14 protein-coding genes are annotated in these 14540 nt (G+C 62.0%); 3 read left to right on the forward strand and 11 right to left on the reverse strand.

Translation table 11 applies throughout. From position 1 onward, the window contains the following. Positions 1-45: 45 nt before the first annotated feature. The 6 genes from yajC to pdxT all read right to left on the reverse strand — a co-directional run bounded on the left by yajC (position 46) and on the right by pdxT (position 4454). Positions 46-429 carry a preprotein translocase subunit YajC gene (gene yajC / locus ACIQLI_RS09095; RefSeq protein WP_311213071.1) on the reverse strand — a complete coding sequence of 128 codons (384 nt, stop codon included), beginning with the start codon at positions 427-429 and terminating at the stop codon, positions 46-48. 145 nt (positions 430-574) lie between these two features. Further along, on the reverse strand, positions 575-1651 hold the full coding sequence (gene ruvB, locus ACIQLI_RS09100) for a Holliday junction branch migration DNA helicase RuvB (protein WP_354226999.1): 1077 nt from the start codon (positions 1649-1651) through the stop codon (positions 575-577). Next, positions 1644-2291, reverse strand: a complete 648-nt coding sequence (ruvA, locus tag ACIQLI_RS09105) for a Holliday junction branch migration protein RuvA (RefSeq protein ID WP_400387357.1) — start codon at positions 2289-2291, stop codon at positions 1644-1646. The genes ruvB and ruvA overlap by 8 nt, the downstream gene beginning before the upstream one ends. Positions 2292-2370: 79 nt before the next feature. Next, positions 2371-2949, reverse strand: a complete 579-nt coding sequence (gene ruvC, locus ACIQLI_RS09110; protein WP_354227003.1) for a crossover junction endodeoxyribonuclease RuvC — start codon at positions 2947-2949, stop codon at positions 2371-2373. 44 nt (positions 2950-2993) lie between these two features. Continuing rightward, positions 2994-3749, reverse strand: a complete 756-nt coding sequence (locus ACIQLI_RS09115) for a YebC/PmpR family DNA-binding transcriptional regulator (protein WP_354227005.1) — start codon at positions 3747-3749, stop codon at positions 2994-2996. Between the two features lie 3 nt (positions 3750-3752). Continuing rightward, positions 3753-4454 (reverse strand): pyridoxal 5'-phosphate synthase glutaminase subunit PdxT, encoded by a 702-nt coding sequence (gene pdxT / locus ACIQLI_RS09120; RefSeq protein ID WP_354227007.1) that lies wholly within the window; start codon positions 4452-4454, stop codon positions 3753-3755. 102 nt (positions 4455-4556) lie between these two features. Here pdxT and ACIQLI_RS09125 point away from each other — a divergent pair, with 102 nt between their 5' ends. Both ACIQLI_RS09125 and ACIQLI_RS09130 read left to right on the forward strand, forming a co-directional pair. Then, positions 4557-5888 (forward strand): MurT ligase domain-containing protein, encoded by a 1332-nt coding sequence (locus ACIQLI_RS09125; RefSeq protein WP_354227009.1) that lies wholly within the window; start codon positions 4557-4559, stop codon positions 5886-5888. Next, positions 5885-6640: a type 1 glutamine amidotransferase gene (locus tag ACIQLI_RS09130; RefSeq protein ID WP_400387362.1), complete on the forward strand. Its 756-nt coding sequence runs from the start codon at positions 5885-5887 to the stop codon at positions 6638-6640. Before ACIQLI_RS09125 ends, ACIQLI_RS09130 begins: the two co-directional genes overlap by 4 nt. A 3-nt stretch (positions 6641-6643) precedes the next feature. On the opposite strand, the gene ACIQLI_RS09135 is transcribed toward ACIQLI_RS09130, so the two are convergent. After that, entirely contained in the window at positions 6644-7900 is a 1257-nt protein-coding gene (locus ACIQLI_RS09135) for a CapA family protein (protein WP_400387364.1), read from the reverse strand. A gap of 82 nt (positions 7901-7982) precedes the next feature. On the opposite strand from ACIQLI_RS09135, the gene ACIQLI_RS09140 reads away from it, so the two are divergent. Next, on the forward strand, positions 7983-9995 hold the full coding sequence (locus ACIQLI_RS09140; protein ID WP_400387367.1) for a M3 family metallopeptidase: 2013 nt from the start codon (positions 7983-7985) through the stop codon (positions 9993-9995). 57 nt (positions 9996-10052) lie between these two features. Here the strand turns inward: ACIQLI_RS09140 and pdxS are convergent, their stop codons facing one another. From pdxS to thrS, 4 genes are all read right to left on the reverse strand, one after another. Further along, positions 10053-10979, reverse strand: coding sequence for a pyridoxal 5'-phosphate synthase lyase subunit PdxS (gene pdxS / locus ACIQLI_RS09145; RefSeq protein ID WP_017197521.1), 927 nt, complete (start codon positions 10977-10979; stop codon positions 10053-10055). Positions 10980-11233: 254 nt separating this feature from the next. Next, the gene (gene pgsA, locus ACIQLI_RS09150; protein WP_400387370.1) at positions 11234-11863 is read right to left on the reverse strand and encodes a phosphatidylinositol phosphate synthase; all 630 of its coding nucleotides are present in this window, start codon (positions 11861-11863) and stop codon (positions 11234-11236) included. Continuing rightward, positions 11853-12446: an HIT family protein gene (locus ACIQLI_RS09155; RefSeq protein WP_400387373.1), complete on the reverse strand. Its 594-nt coding sequence runs from the start codon at positions 12444-12446 to the stop codon at positions 11853-11855. Before ACIQLI_RS09155 ends, pgsA begins: the two co-directional genes overlap by 11 nt. Positions 12447-12465: 19 nt before the next feature. Next, positions 12466-14475, reverse strand: coding sequence for a threonine--tRNA ligase (gene thrS / locus ACIQLI_RS09160; RefSeq protein ID WP_354227022.1), 2010 nt, complete (start codon positions 14473-14475; stop codon positions 12466-12468). Positions 14476-14540 lie beyond the last annotated feature (65 nt).

Genomic DNA, 14540 nt, shown 5'->3' on the forward strand with positions numbered 1-14540 from the left:
CTGCCGTAGAAGTTGCCTTGCGCGGGGGTGCCGCGCCTGACGATCCTAGTTGTCCTTCTTGTCCTCTTTGTTGAGGCGCGCAATGGTTTCTTCGGGCGTCTCAACTGCGGCAGGAGCTTCAGCATCTGCGGTAGTCAGGGAAGAAGCGTCGTCCGGGACAACCGGGGCTTCCTCAGCGGGCGCTTCGACTACCTTGGTGACGGCCTGGCGGTGAACCGTGGCCTGGTTACCCGGGGAAAGTTCGATCACAACTTTGTTCTCAGCTTCGTCGATGGAGACGATGCGGCCAAAGAGACCGAAACTGGTCATGACGTCGACGCCCGGAGCGAACTTGGACTGCATTTCAGCCTGCTGCTGCTGGGTCTTCTTGTTGCGGCGGAACATCATGAAGACAAAGAGTCCAAGCATGACGAACAGCAATATGGTCATTGGATCCACAGGGAAGTTCCGTTCTGTACTTACGTTTTGGTTCACGGCAACGTCCCTGGCAGATCCGCGAGGCGGCTGCATGGATCAAGGACTCGAACGTGCCGAGCGTCATACCAGTCTAGAGGGAAAAGCTGAACACGGCGTGTTAACCGATGGTATCTACGCTTTCGGCGTGGTTTTCATCCTCGCCGAAGAGGGCCAGGGCTTCCTGGCCGAAGACTCCGGCCGGTACGGCGTAACCGAGGTGTGTCCACGCTGAAGCCATGGCGATACGACCACGCGGCGTGCGTCCCAGCAGTCCTTCACGCACCAAAAACGGCTCGGCCACGGTCTCCACCGTTTCCGGTTCCTCTCCCACGGCAATCGCCAGGGTGGACAATCCCACAGGACCGCCGTTGAACTTGGTGATGAGCGCTTCCAGCACGGAACGGTCCAGCCGGTCCAGTCCCCGCGCGTCCACTTCATACATGTCCAAAGCTGCTGAAGCGGACCGGGCGTCAATCTGGTCGATGCCGTGAACCAGGGCCCAGTCACGGACCCGGCGAAGGAGACGGTTGGCAATTCGTGGCGTACCACGCGACCGACCGGCGATTTCAGTAAACCCGGCCGAGTTCACCTTCAAATCCAGCAGGCCTGCGGATCGACGAAGGACAAGCTCCAGTTCAGCAACCGAGTAAAACTCGAGGTGACCTGTGAAGCCGAAGCGGTCACGCAACGGACCCGGCAGGAGGCCGGCACGGGTGGTGGCCCCCACCAGCGTAAACGGGGGCAACTCCAGGGGAATGGCCGTAGCGCCTGCTCCCTTGCCCACCACAATGTCCACCCGGAAGTCTTCCATGGCCATGTAGAGCATTTCCTCTGCCGGCCTGGACATCCGGTGGATTTCATCCAGGAACAGGACCTCCCCTTCGGACAGGGAGGAGAGGATGGCGGCGAGGTCTCCGGCGTGCTGGATGGCAGGACCACTGCTGATACGCAATGGCGCGTTCATTTCTGCCGCGATGATCATGGCCAGAGTTGTCTTGCCCAGGCCCGGTGGGCCGGACATCAAGACGTGGTCGGCACTGCGTCCACGCATCTTTGAGGCCTCGAGGACCAGGGCCAGTTGCTTACGGACGCGGTGCTGGCCAACGAAATCATGAAGGTTCTTAGGGCGGAGTGCAGCCTCAATGACCCGCTCTTCCGGCTCCTCTCCCCCGTTGACGAGTGACTGCTCAGCCACGGCTGCCTACGCGGTTGCCTGCGCGTGCGCCGTCCTGGCCCAGCCACCGCAGCGTAGCGCGGAGGATCTGGGCCACGTTGCCGGCTTCCACCAGTTCCGGAGAGTCGGCCATGGCTTTGTCGATGCTGCCCGTAGCGTCCTTTTCAGACCACCCCAGGCTGGTCATCGCAGCGACTACCTGGGGCTTCCACTCGGCGTTGGTGGCGGCCTTGGCAACAGTGGCTGCGGAGCCAGTGCCATGTGGAACCAGTTTGCCCGCGAGTTCCAGGACGATCCGGCCGGCCACCTTGGGGCCAATTCCGGGGACCTTCGTGAAAGTCTTGCCATCACCGGTGTGCGCCGCCACACGGATTGCTTCAGGCTCGTGGACGGCCAGGACGGCCAGTGCCAGCCTCCGCCCCACTCCGCTGACGCTGAGCAGGACGTCAAAGACTTCACGTTCGTCGTCATCCGCGAAGCCAAACAACGTGAGTGAATCTTCGCGGACGATCATGGACGTGAAGAGCTTGGCTTCGGTTCCGACTTTGAGGTGGCTCAGGGTTTGGGGGGTGGCGAAGACGCTCATACCTGCCCCGTTGAGGTCAATGACGGCGGTGGACAAACCCACATGGGCTACGGTTCCACGGAGAAAACTGATCAAGACCCTGCTCCTGAATGATTACGGCCCAAGCGGACTATCCGAACATATCTACGAATACCCTAGCAAGGACGGTGGGGAATCACCGTGCGCGGCGCGCTTTGGCTTCGGCGTCGGCCCAGGCCTTCTGTGCCGGAGTCAGCGAACCGGCACCGGAGGATCCACCCGATGCGCCCATTCCGTTGCCTGCCCGCCATGCGTGGGTCAGCGCCAGGGCCAGTGCGTCAGCGGCATCGGCCGGCTTGGGTGGAGCGTCCAGGCGCAGGATCTTGGTCACGAGCTTGGTGACGGCATCTTTGTTGGCCGTGCCACTGCCGGTCACTGCGGCTTTGACCTCAGAGGGCGTGTGCAGGGCCACTGGAATGCCACGGCGGGCGGCCGCAGCGATCACCACGCCGGAGGCCTGGGCGACACCCATCACCGTGCTGACGTTCAGCTGGGAGAAAACGCGTTCGACGGCGACGACATCAGGCTCGTGCCGGTCCAGCCATTCATCGATCGCTTCAGCGATCACCAGCAGGCGCTTGTCCAAGGTCTGGTCGGCAGAGGTTCCTACCACTCCGACAGCCACCATGGTGGCCCTGCGGTTCCGCTCGATGTCCACTACGCCGATGCCGCAACGGGTAAGGCCCGGATCGACTCCCAATACGCGAAGAGTCAAGTCCGGGCCTTCCTGGTTGATATCAAAATAGGATGCTGCCCCGCCTAGTCGGCGTCGAGGGCAGCCTGCACTTCCTCGCTGAAGTCCGCGTTGCTGTAGACGTTCTGGACATCGTCCAGGTCCTCCAGCGCATCGACGAGCTTCATGAACTTCCTGGCACCATCAACATCGAGGTCCACCTGCATGGAAGGAACAAATTCGGCTTCATCGGTTTCGTAGTCGATGCCGGCGTCCTTGAGGGCGTCGCGGATGGCCTGGAGGTCAGAGGGCTCGGAATGAATTTCCCAGTTCTCACCGCTGTCCTTCACTTCCTCAGCTCCAGCTTCCAGGACAGCCATCAGGATGTCGTCTTCGCTGAGGCCGTTCTTCGGCAGGACCACAACACCCTTCCGGGCAAAAAGGTAGCTGACCGAACCGGGGTCGGCGATGGTGCCGCCGTTGCGCGAAATGGCGAGGCGGACTTCCGAAGCGGCCCGGTTCTTGTTGTCGGTCAGACATTCAATCAGCAGGGCAGAACCCTGCGGACCGCGTGCTTCGTACATGATTTCCGTGTAGTCGACTACCTCACCAGTGAGGCCGGCACCACGCTTGATGGCACGGTCGATGTTGTCGTTGGGTACCGAAGTCTTCTTGGCCTTGGTGACGGCGAGTTCCAAGCCGGGGTTGCCGGCGAGGTCCGGACCTCCCATTCGGGCAGCAACTTCAATGTTCTTGATCAGTTTTGCGAACGACTTTGCACGCCTGCCATCAATGATGGCTTTTTTGTGCTTGGTGGTCGCCCATTTGGAGTGGCCTGACATGCTTTACGCTTCTCCTCTGATCATTCGAATAAAGAGTTCATGCACGCGCTTCTCCCCAGTCACTTCCGGATGGAAGGAGGTGGCCAGCAGGTGGCCGGAGCGCACTGCAACAATTCTAGCCACTCCGTGCAAAGCAGCTGTGTGGCTGGCGTGGTCAGGATCAACCTGCGCCAGGATTTCAACGTCCGGACCTACACGTTCCACCCAGGGACCACGAATGAAGACAGCGTGGACAGGATCCACGCCGGACTCGCCGGCACTGAAGTCCAGGCCCTTGAAATCGAGATCCGTCTCAAACGATTCACGCTGGCGCCCAAAAGCGTTCCGGCGCACAGTGATGTCCAGGCCGCCGAACGTCTGCTGGGGATTTCCGTTAAGGTCCTTGGCAGGATCGGCGATCTCATCGGCCAGCAGGATCATTCCAGCGCAGGATCCGTAGACGGGAAGGCCGTCGGCAATGCGCTTTTGAATCGGATCGCGCAGTTCGAAAATCCGAGACAATTTGTCGATCGTGGTGGATTCGCCGCCGGGGATGATCAGGCCGTCAACATCGTCCAGCTCGGACGGCCGGCGGATGCCCACGCCGGTGGCTCCAGCGGCCTCCACAGCGTGGATATGCTCGCGGAAGTCGCCCTGGAGTGCCAGAACGCCGATCCTGAGTCCTGAACCCACGCGCGATGAAGCGTCGGAAAGGGGGTTGGTCATTGATCCATCATAGTGCGCTGCGCCTGCCGCGGCGTCTTCTGCGACCACGGGGGACTCCCATCAGTCCGGGCTCCATGCCCTGACTGGGATATATTACAGAGCATGCTTTCCTTCAGCGTCCCCCTCGGCAAGCTGGTCCGCACACTGTCCCGGCTTCGGGGTGGAGGATCAGCTTTTCCCGGCTTGGTGGTTGAGAAAATCGACCCCGGCTTCATGCAGCGAACGCTGGCCTCACTCCCCCACGGCGTGGCCGTGGTCAGCGGCACCAACGGCAAGACCACCACCACAAAGATGGTGGTGGAACTCCTCGAAAGCCAAGGCCTGAAGGTCTTCACCAACCGCTCCGGCAGCAACTTCACCCGTGGCGTGGCCGCTTCTCTCCTCGGCGAAGTTGACTGGCGCGGACGGCTCGATGCCGACATCGCCATCCTGGAACTCGACGAAGCGCATGCCGTGCACTTCGTCAATAAAGTGGAGCCCCGGTTCAGCCTCCTCCTCAATGTCCTGCGCGACCAACTAGACCGCTTTGGCGAAATCGACAAGACTGCCCGTTTGTTGGAGCACATCGCCTCCAGGACCACGGATACCGTGGTCCTGAACCGTGAAGATCCCCGGGTGGCCCGGATCGCAAAGATCCTTCACGATGTTGATGCACTTCACCACCCCGCCGTTCGGTACTTCGGCCTCGACGAATCCCTGCGCAGCACTTTCCCGAACGACGACGAAATGCGAACCTCGGGCTCCGGGCCCTCGCCGTCCGGAACTCCGGTGGCTGCTGCGGAAGGTGAGCCAGTAGATCTGCCCGCTGCCGACGTCGTACTCCGCCGGGTAGGCGCGCAGGACGCCGAGTTCGAGTTCGACGGCGAAACCGTCAGTACCGCGATGAAGCTGCGTGGGGTCTACAACATCTTCAACGCAGCTGCCGCCTTGTCGCTGGCACGCGCGGTCCTCGGTACCGGCCCCGTGGACACCCCCAAACTGGTCAAGGCCCTGGGCGAAGTAGCTCCCGCGTTTGGTCGCGGCGAAAGCCTCACCGTGGATGGTCAACCCCTGGAACTTGTCCTGGTGAAGAACCCCAGTGGATTCCGGCTCGGGCTCAAGTCCTTCCCGGCAGGGGGGTACGCCACCATGATTGCCATCAATGACAATTACGCGGACGGCAGGGACATGTCCTGGCTCTGGGACGTGGAGTTCGAGTCATTGCGCGAGGATGGCGTGGAAGTCCTCACCGGCGTCCGCGCCTACGACATGGCGCTGCGGCTGCAGTACGACGAAGTGCCCTTCGGCGCGGTGGAACCGGACATTACCGCCGCACTGCGCACCTTCATCAACGGCTCCCGCGGCAAACCCAAACGAATTTTCTGCACGTACACCTCCATGCTCGCGATCCGTCGCGAACTCGCCAAAATCACCATAGTTGAGGTGGTCTCATGACCTCGGAAGCACAGCCCGAATCGCCACAGCCCGGCAAAGGGACCCTCCGCGTCCTCCAGCTCTACCCCCGCGAGATGAACATTTACGGGGACTGGGGCAACGCCCTGGTCCTCCAGCAGCGCATCAAGTGGCACGGCTACACACCGGAGTTGCTGGAGTACAACGTGGGCGACGATTTTCCCGAGGACATCGACATCGTGGTCGGTGGAGGCGGGCAGGACAGCGGCCAACTGGTCATCCAGGACGACCTCCAGGCCCGCGCGGAGCACCTCCGGGAACTCGCTGATGGCGGGGCCCCCATGCTGGTGATCTGCGGTCTCTACCAGCTTTTCGGCAAGTTCTTCAAAACCAGCGCTGGACCCATCATTCCCGGGATCGGCATCCTTGACGTTGAAACGCACGGCACGGATGAGCGGCTCATTGGAAACGTGATCATGAAGTCCACCGAGTTCGGGGACATCCTGGGCTACGAGAACCACAGTGGGCAGACCACCTTGGGTGCCGGCGTCGAACCTCTTGGGACCGTCACCAAAGGTGCCGGCAACAACAGCAAGGACGGGCACGAAGGCGCGCGCTACAACAACGTGGTGGCCAGTTACCTGCATGGCTCATTGCTGCCAAAGAACCCCGCGATTGCCGATTTCCTCATCCGAACGGCGGCCGAGCGCAAGTACGGCACCTTCGTACCGGGGAAGCCCGACGACGACTACGCCCGCCTCGCGCGCGAACACGCCGCCCGCCGCCCGCGATAGGCGCTATTTCTCCTTGGTGACCAGCAGTTCGTGCGCGCCTGCCGCCGCTGCGCCCATCGACTCAACCACTTCTTTGGTGCGCTGGTACGTGGCAGCGTCGGCTGCCGGCGATGCGCAGACTCCCTGTGGAGCGTCGCTGGCCACTGAGCACCATCGGTAGGGGTCCCGGACAATCACCGACGGCGCCCAGGCAAGGTCCGAAGCCCTCCAGGCACCCGCGGCATTCTGGCTGAACTGGGCCCTCACCAGCAGCCCTTCGTTATTGAGCACGTACCACGGCGACAACTCCGTGACACCGTTGCCCAGCCCGTACACAATCCACGTGCCCTTGTAATTTTCGATCGGCAGCACGGAGTGGGTGTGATGCCCGTAGATCATGGTGAACTGGCCGCTGTCCACCAACGCGTGCGCAACATCCTGCTGCTGGGCGTTTGCTTCGCTGGCATATTCGTCGCCTGCGTGCATCACTCCCAGGACGATGTCTGCTCCCAACGCCCTGGCTTGCGTTGCCTTGGCGATCATGGCTGCGGGATCAAGCTCGTCCACCAGCCACGGGTACTCGGGGATCTGGCCGTTGTGGCCATAGGTACCGATGATGACTGCCACCTTGGCAGCCTCCGTTTGGAGCATCAAAATTTCCTTGGACTCCGCTTCGGTCCGGTAGGAGCCTGTGTGCTTAAGACCGGCAGCGTCCAGGGCATCGAGCGTCCGCAGAAGCCCGTCAGTCCCGCGGTCAATGGTGTGGTTGCTCGCCGTGGTGCACGCCTGGTAACCAACGTCCTTGGAGGCGGTGATGATCTGCGGCGGAACGTTGAAGGATGGATAGGCCGAGAAGGGGCCTTCGGGCGTCGCCACCGGTGTTTCCTGATGACAGATGGCGAGGTCGCTGTTGCGGATATAGCGTCGCTGTCCTTCAAGGAGGGGGACGAACGTGTACCCGGGAAGGCCGGCAGCTGCGGCGTCGGCCCTTGCCTGTTGCCATAGCTGGGTGTGGACCAGCATGTCACCGGTGACGGTGATGGAGGTGCAACGAAGCTCGGGGCAGGCCGGGCCCTTGCCGGGAGTAGGGTTGGGCGCCGGAGTGCGGGTGGGCGTTGGGGTCTCCGAAGCGGGAGCAGAGGCGGCGGTGCTGCGGTTCTGGTCATCAGTTTCGGCGATGACGCCACAGGCGCCCAGCGACAATGCAGCCAACGCCGTGATCGTCACGAGCGTGGCCCGTGAACGACGGATCCGTCCTGCCGCAGATGTGATGTTCCCCATGGTTTTCATCCTACGGCGGAAGGGCTGCACGCCAGGGCGTGCCGCCCTTGAGGACACGATTCTTACGTGAAAGAGTCACTTCATGACCAATCCCCTCTTGAACCCCAGCCCCCTGCCCTATGGACTTCCGGCGTTCACCAGCCTCATTCCCGGGCACTATGCCGAAGCTGTCGATAGTGGATTGGCCGGGCACCTGCAGGAAATCCAAGCCATCACGGACAACCCCGAACCGGCAACGTTCCAGAATACGGCCGTGGCCATGGAACGCTCCGGCCGACTCCTGGACAGGGCGGCTGCAGCGTTCTTCACTGTGGTTTCGGCCGATGCCTCTGATGAAATCAAAGCACTGGAGACTGAGTTGTCGCCCAAGTTCTCGGCGCACCAGGACGCCGTGTACATGAACCGCGCCCTGTATGAACGCTTCGCCGCAATCGACGTCTCCGATCTCGATCCGGAATCCTCGCGGCTGGTGGAGGAATACCTGAAGGAGTTCCGGCAGTCCGGTATCCAGCTTGATGCCGCTGGACAACAACGCCTGCGGGATGTCAACGCAGAACTCTCGCGGTTGGGAACCGAATTCGGCCAGCGGGTCAAGGACGGCATGAAGTCCGCTGCGCTCCTGCTCGAGGACGCCGGAGACCTGGCCGGGCTGCCTGCAGAAGACGTCACGGGGGCCAGCGAGGCGGCAAAAGCGGCCGGACACGAGGGCAAGTACCTGCTGACGCTCATCCAGCCCAGCAACCAGCCCGCTATAGCGTCGCTGGAGAACCGGACCATCCGGCGTCGTTTGTATGATGCGTCCCTGGCACGCGGCATCAGCGGTGGGACCATGGATGTGCGGGACCTCGTGTCAGCTACTGTCCGGTTGCGGACGGAGAAGGCCCGCCTCCTGGGTTTCGAAAACTATGCCGGGCTTGTGGTGGACCAGCAGACCGCACCAAACTTCGGCGATGTGGAGGCCATGCTTGGCCGGCTGGCCCCTGCCGCCGTCCGGAACGCCCGGTCCGAGGCCGAGGCCTTGGCCGCTTCGGCAGGGCATGACCTGGAGCCGTGGGACTGGGCGTACTACTCTGCCCGGGTCCGCATGGAGAAGTTCGAGGTGGACGAGCAAGCGCTGCGCCCCTACTTCAGCTTGGACAATGTCCTCTCAGACGGCGTCTTCCATGCTGCCACCCAGTTGTACGGCATCACTTTCCACGAGCGGCCCGACCTTAGTGGCTACCACCCGGACGTGCGCATCTGGGAAGTGCGCGACGAGGACGGCAAAGGAATCGGACTGTTCCTGGGCGACTACTACACCCGTGCTTCAAAGCGTGGTGGCGCGTGGATGAATTCACTGGTGGAACAGTCCAGCCTGCTGGGAACAAAGCCGGTGGTGATCAACAACCTCAACATCACCAAACCTGCTCCCGGCGAGCCCACGCTGTTGACCCTCGACGAGGTCCGCACTGTATTCCATGAGTTTGGACATGCACTGCACGGGCTGTTTTCCGATGTCACCTACCCTCGTTTCTCCGGCACATCCGTTCCCCGGGACTTTGTGGAGTATCCGTCGCAGGTCAACGAAATGTGGATCATGTGGCCCGAAGTCCTGGCCAACTACGCCCGTCATTACTCCACGGGGGAACCACTTCCCCAGGCCACCGTGGACAAACTCAATGACTCGCTGCTGTGGGGCGAAGGATTCGCCACCACCGAGTACCTCGCAGCTGCCCTGTTGGACCTTGCCTGGCATGTGCTGGCTGAAGCGGACGTTCCAGAGGACGTCATCGCGTTCGAAGCCAAGGCCCTTGCCGGCGCCGGCATTGCCCACCCGCTGATTCCACCGCGGTACCGGACAGGCTACTTCCAGCACATCTTTGCCGGCGCGGGCTACGCAGCCGGCTACTACTCCTACATTTGGAGCGAAGTACTGGATGCGGACACCGTGGAATGGTTCAAGGAGAACGGCGGCCTGACCCGTTCCAACGGAGAGCGATTCCGCTCCGAGCTGCTCTCACGCGGCAACAGCCGCGATCCCTTGGAATCCTTCCGCTCCTTCAGGGGCAGGGATGCCACGCTGGAACCCCTCCTCAAGCGCCGAGGACTGGATTAAAAACGACGGCGGCCGGTCACCTCGGAAGGTGACCGGCCGCCGTCGTGCGGTTAACTCTTACCAGCCGCGCTCTGCGAGGCGGTGGGGCTGCGGGATGTCGTCCACGTTGATGCCCACCATGGCTTCACCCAGGCCGCGGGAGACCTTGGCGATCACATCGGGGTCGTCGTGGAACGTGGTGGCCTTCACAACGGCGGCGGCGCGCTCTGCCGGGTTGCCGGACTTGAAGATACCCGAACCAACAAAGACGCCGTCGGCGCCGAGCTGCATCATCATCGCAGCATCAGCCGGGGTCGCGATGCCACCAGCGGTGAACAGCACAACGGGAAGCTTACCGGTCGCGGCAACTTCCTTGACCAGCTCGTACGGGGCCTGCAGTTCCTTGGCCGCAACGTACAGTTCGTCCTCGGGGAGGGCGGCGAGCTTGGCGATCTCGGAGCGGATCTTGCGCATGTGGCCGGTGGCGTTGGAAACATCGCCGGTGCCGGCCTCGCCCTTGGAACGGATCATCGCCGCGCCCTCATTGATACGGCGCAGCGCCTCACCAAGGTTGGTGGCACCACAAACAAAGGGAACGGTGAAGTTCCACTTGTCGATGTGGTTGATGTAGTCGGCCGGGGTCAGGACCTCGGACTCGTCAATGTAGTCAACACCGAGGGACTGCAGGACCTGGGCCTCGACGAAGTGGCCGATACGGGCCTTGGCCATGACCGGGATGGACACGGCAGCGATGATCGCATCGATCATGTCCGGATCCGACATGCGGGACACACCGCCTTGGGCGCGGATATCGGCAGGGACGCGCTCAAGCGCCATGACAGCCACGGCACCGGCATCCTCAGCGATGCGGGCCTGCTCGACGTTAACGACGTCCATGATGACGCCGCCCTTGAGCATCTCAGCCATGCCCCGCTTAACGCGGCTGCTGCCCGTGACGCTGTTCGCGGACGAACCGGCTTCGTTGCTTACATCTGGTGTAGACACAAAAACCCCTATGGGTAGATAAACGACCTTTTGCCGGAGGCGCGCGCAGCCACACGACCGCAATCAGCACACACCGGGTTTTCAGGTCAAGGTGACCAAGTACTAGTAATAGTAGTCGCACGTTCCGTGGTGGGAGTACATTCATTACCGCTTTGACGGGCAACAAAGGCCCCTGTGGTAGGACAGGTGCACAACCTGCACGGGACGAGTCTGGTCGTATGCCAGTTCCCTGCGGACAGGCCACTTGTTAGCCGCTAGCCCGCAGCAGCTCCGTCGGCCTCGGCCATGGCCTGCCGGTGCACAGTGGACATCCGCTGGATGATGGTGACCACGCTGGCCAGTGCCAGCAGGATCAAGGTCCCGAACAGCACCACGGGCGGAAGCCCCAATCCGGTCAGGCCGGTGATGAGCAGCACCGACGCCAAACGCTCGGCGCGCTCGGCGATGCCCACGCTGGCCTGGTATCCCAGGGACTCCGCCTTTGCCCTGGCATAGGAGACAACCATGCCAAGGACAAGGCAGACGACGGCGGCAGTTCCGATCGCGGGATCCTCACCTTGGGTGAAGAACCAGATGGTAATACCGGCAAAGATCGCGCCATCAGCCAAACGGTCCAGGGTGGAATCCAGGAAATTACCCCAGCCGCCACTCCTGCCTTGGAGCCGTGCCATGATGCCATCAACGACGTCGGAGAAGGCGAAAAATGCCACCACCACAGAACCCCACCACAGGTGGCCGAGCGGATAAAGCACCAAGCCGCCCAGGATCACGCCTGCCGTACCTGCCATGGTCACCGCGTCAGGGGAAACGCCGATCTTGAGGAGCCAACGGGCAAGTGGTGTGAAAAGTGATGTGAAAAAGCCGCGCGCGTGCCTATTCAGCATTCGACTCCCCCGGCCAGGCTTCGGCCACGAGCTTGCGGACTTCGTCCAATGTCTGCGTGATGGCCTTGGTCTGGGCGATGATCGGGAAGAAGTTGCCATCCCCGCCCCAGCGCGGGACTACGTGCTGGTGAAGGTGTGCGGCGATTCCTGCGCCGCCGGTAACGCCTTGGTTCATACCCAGGTTGAAGCCGCTGGGGTTCGATACCTTCCTCAAGACCCGCATGGCGGTCTGGGTGAGTTCGGCGAATTCGGCAGTCTCTTCCACCGTGATGTCCGTGTAATCGGGCACGTGGCGGTAGGGACAAATCAACAGGTGCCCGGGGTTGTACGGGAAAAGGTTGAGGACCACATAGCAGGTCCTCCCCCGGTACACGATCAGGGATTCCTCGTCCGAGCGTGCTGGTCCTACACAGAACGGGCAGTCGTCCTTGTTCTTGAATTGATCCTGCCCGCCCTTGATGTAGGCCATGCGGTGCGGAGTCCACAGGCGCTGAAATGCATCCGGCACGCCCGCCAGTCCGAAGTCATCGGTTACGTCGGCGTCGCCCGGAATCCCAGTTGCCGCGCCTGTGTTCTCCTGCACCGTCTCTGTGTCCGTTCCGTCAGCTCTCGCGGTTCTTGACGGCGTCCACAATCCTGCGGACCGCCTCGGCCACGGGCACGCCGTTGTCCTGGCTGCCGTCACGGAAGCGGAAGGAGACTGCGCCCGCCTCGGCATCCTCACCTCCGGCAATCAGGACGAAGGGAATCTTGTCCTTGCTGGCCGTGCGGATCTTCTTGGGGAAGCGGTCCGAGGAGATGTCCACTTCGGCCCGGATGCCGGCTGCCTTGAGCTGGCCCACGACGTCGAACATGTAGTCGTTGAATGTCTCGGCCACCGGGATGCCCACCACCTGGACTGGAGCGAGCCAGGCCGGGAAAGCACCGGCGTAGTGCTCGGTGAGGACGCCCATGAAGCGTTCCACGGATCCGAACAGAGCGCGGTGGATCATGACCGGGCGCTGGCGGGTTCCGTCCGCAGCCTGGTACTCGAGCTCGAAACGTTCGGGCAGGTTGAAGTCCAGCTGGATGGTGGACATCTGCCAGGTCCTGCCGAGGGCATCTTTCGCCTGGACGGAAATCTTGGGGCCGTAGAAGGCAGCTCCACCCGGATCCGGCACCAGTTCCAAACCGGAGGCAGCGGCAACCTCGGACAACGTGCGGGTGGCTTCCTCCCAGGCAGCGTCGTCACCAACGAACTTTTCTTCGTTCTTGGTGGAGAGCTCCAAATAGAAGTCATCCAGGCCGTAGTCCTTGAGCAGACCCAGGACAAAGTTCAGCGTCGTGGTGAGCTCGTCCTTCATCTGCTCGCGGGTGCAGTAGATGTGGGCGTCGTCCTGTGTCATGCCACGGACGCGCGTCAGGCCGTGAACAACGCCGGACTTTTCGTAGCGGTACACCGATCCGAATTCGAACAGGCGAAGCGGAAGTTCGCGGTAGGACCGGCCGCGGGAACGGAAGATCAGGTTGTGCATGGGGCAATTCATCGGCTTCAGGTAGTAGTCCTGGGCCGGCTTGCGCACGGTGCCGTCTTCGTTGAATTCAGCGTCCACCTGCATGGCCGGGAACATGCCGTCCTTGTACCAGTCAAGGTGTCCGGAAACCTCGTAAAGGTGCCCCTTGGTGATGTGGGGTGTGTAGACGAACTCGTAACCGGCATCGACGTGGCGCTGGCGGGAGTAGTCCTCCATGGCCTTGCGGATGATGCCGCCCTTGGGGTGGAACACCGGAAGACCGGATCCCAGCTCGTCCGGGAAGGAGAAGAGGTCCAGTTCCACGCCAAGCTTGCGGTGGTCGCGTCGTTCGGCTTCGGCAATCCGCTCCTGGTAGGCCTTGAGGGCTTCCTTGGTGGGCCAGGCGGTTCCGTAGATGCGCTGGAGTTGCTGGTTGTTCTGGTTGCCCAGCCAGTAGGCAGCAGAAGAACGCGTCAGTGCGAAGGCGTTGGAGATGATTTTGGTGTTCTGCAGGTGGGGGCCGCGGCAAAGGTCGCACCAGATGCTCTCGCCACTCTTGCGGTCCACATTGTCGTAGATGGTGATGTCGCCGGCGCCGACCTCAACGTTGACGCCTTCAGCAGCGTCGGACGCGTCGTTCTTCTTGCCCAACAGCTCCAGTTTGTAGGGCTCGTTGGCCATCGCTTGGCGGGCTTCTTCTTCAGTGACCACACGGCGGACGAACTTCTGGTTCTGGTTGATGATCTTCTGCATCATCTTTTCCAGGGTCCGCAGGTCCTCCGGCGTGAACGGCTCAGCGACGTCGAAGTCGAAGTAGAAGCCGTCAGTGATGTACGGGCCGATGCCGAGCTTGGCGTCGGGGCGCAACTGCTGCACTGCCTGTGCCATGACGTGGGCGGTGGAGTGGCGGAGGACGTTGAGTCCATCAGGGGAATCGATGGTGACGCCTTCGACGTCTGCGCCCTCGGTGAGGATCTGGTCAAGGTCCTTCAAAACCCCATTGACACGGGCTACAACGACGTCGCGGCGCTCGAAGAAGAGTTCCGCGCCGGTAGTCCCTTCCGTCACCTTGGTCTCTTCGCCATCGACGATGAGGGTGATCTGTTGGGCATCTGACACGGGTGTCTCCTATTCATGGTTAAGGCTTCATAGCTTGTGGCGTACGGGGACCACAGCCAGCCACC

It is taken from the genome of Paenarthrobacter sp. NPDC091669 (genome assembly GCF_044756725.1).
GTDB lineage: Bacteria > Actinomycetota > Actinomycetes > Actinomycetales > Micrococcaceae > Arthrobacter > Arthrobacter bambusae_C.

What these genes read in the sequence shown, in the direction of transcription:
- pdxT (WP_354227007.1), bottom strand. Translation starts at nt 4,454, where the DNA reads ATGACCAACCCCCTTTCCGACGCTTCATCGCGCGTGGGTTCAGGACTC.
- ACIQLI_RS09135 (WP_400387364.1), bottom strand. Translation starts at nt 7,900, where the DNA reads ATGGGGAACATCACATCTGCGGCAGGACGGATCCGTCGTTCACGGGCC.
- ACIQLI_RS09130 (WP_400387362.1), top strand. Translation starts at nt 5,885, where the DNA reads ATGACCTCGGAAGCACAGCCCGAATCGCCACAGCCCGGCAAAGGGACC.
- ACIQLI_RS09125 (WP_354227009.1), top strand. Translation starts at nt 4,557, where the DNA reads ATGCTTTCCTTCAGCGTCCCCCTCGGCAAGCTGGTCCGCACACTGTCC.
- ACIQLI_RS09140 (WP_400387367.1), top strand. Translation starts at nt 7,983, where the DNA reads ATGACCAATCCCCTCTTGAACCCCAGCCCCCTGCCCTATGGACTTCCG.
- yajC (WP_311213071.1), bottom strand. Translation starts at nt 429, where the DNA reads ATGACCATATTGCTGTTCGTCATGCTTGGACTCTTTGTCTTCATGATG.
- pgsA (WP_400387370.1), bottom strand. Translation starts at nt 11,863, where the DNA reads ATGCTGAATAGGCACGCGCGCGGCTTTTTCACATCACTTTTCACACCA.
- ACIQLI_RS09115 (WP_354227005.1), bottom strand. Translation starts at nt 3,749, where the DNA reads ATGTCAGGCCACTCCAAATGGGCGACCACCAAGCACAAAAAAGCCATC.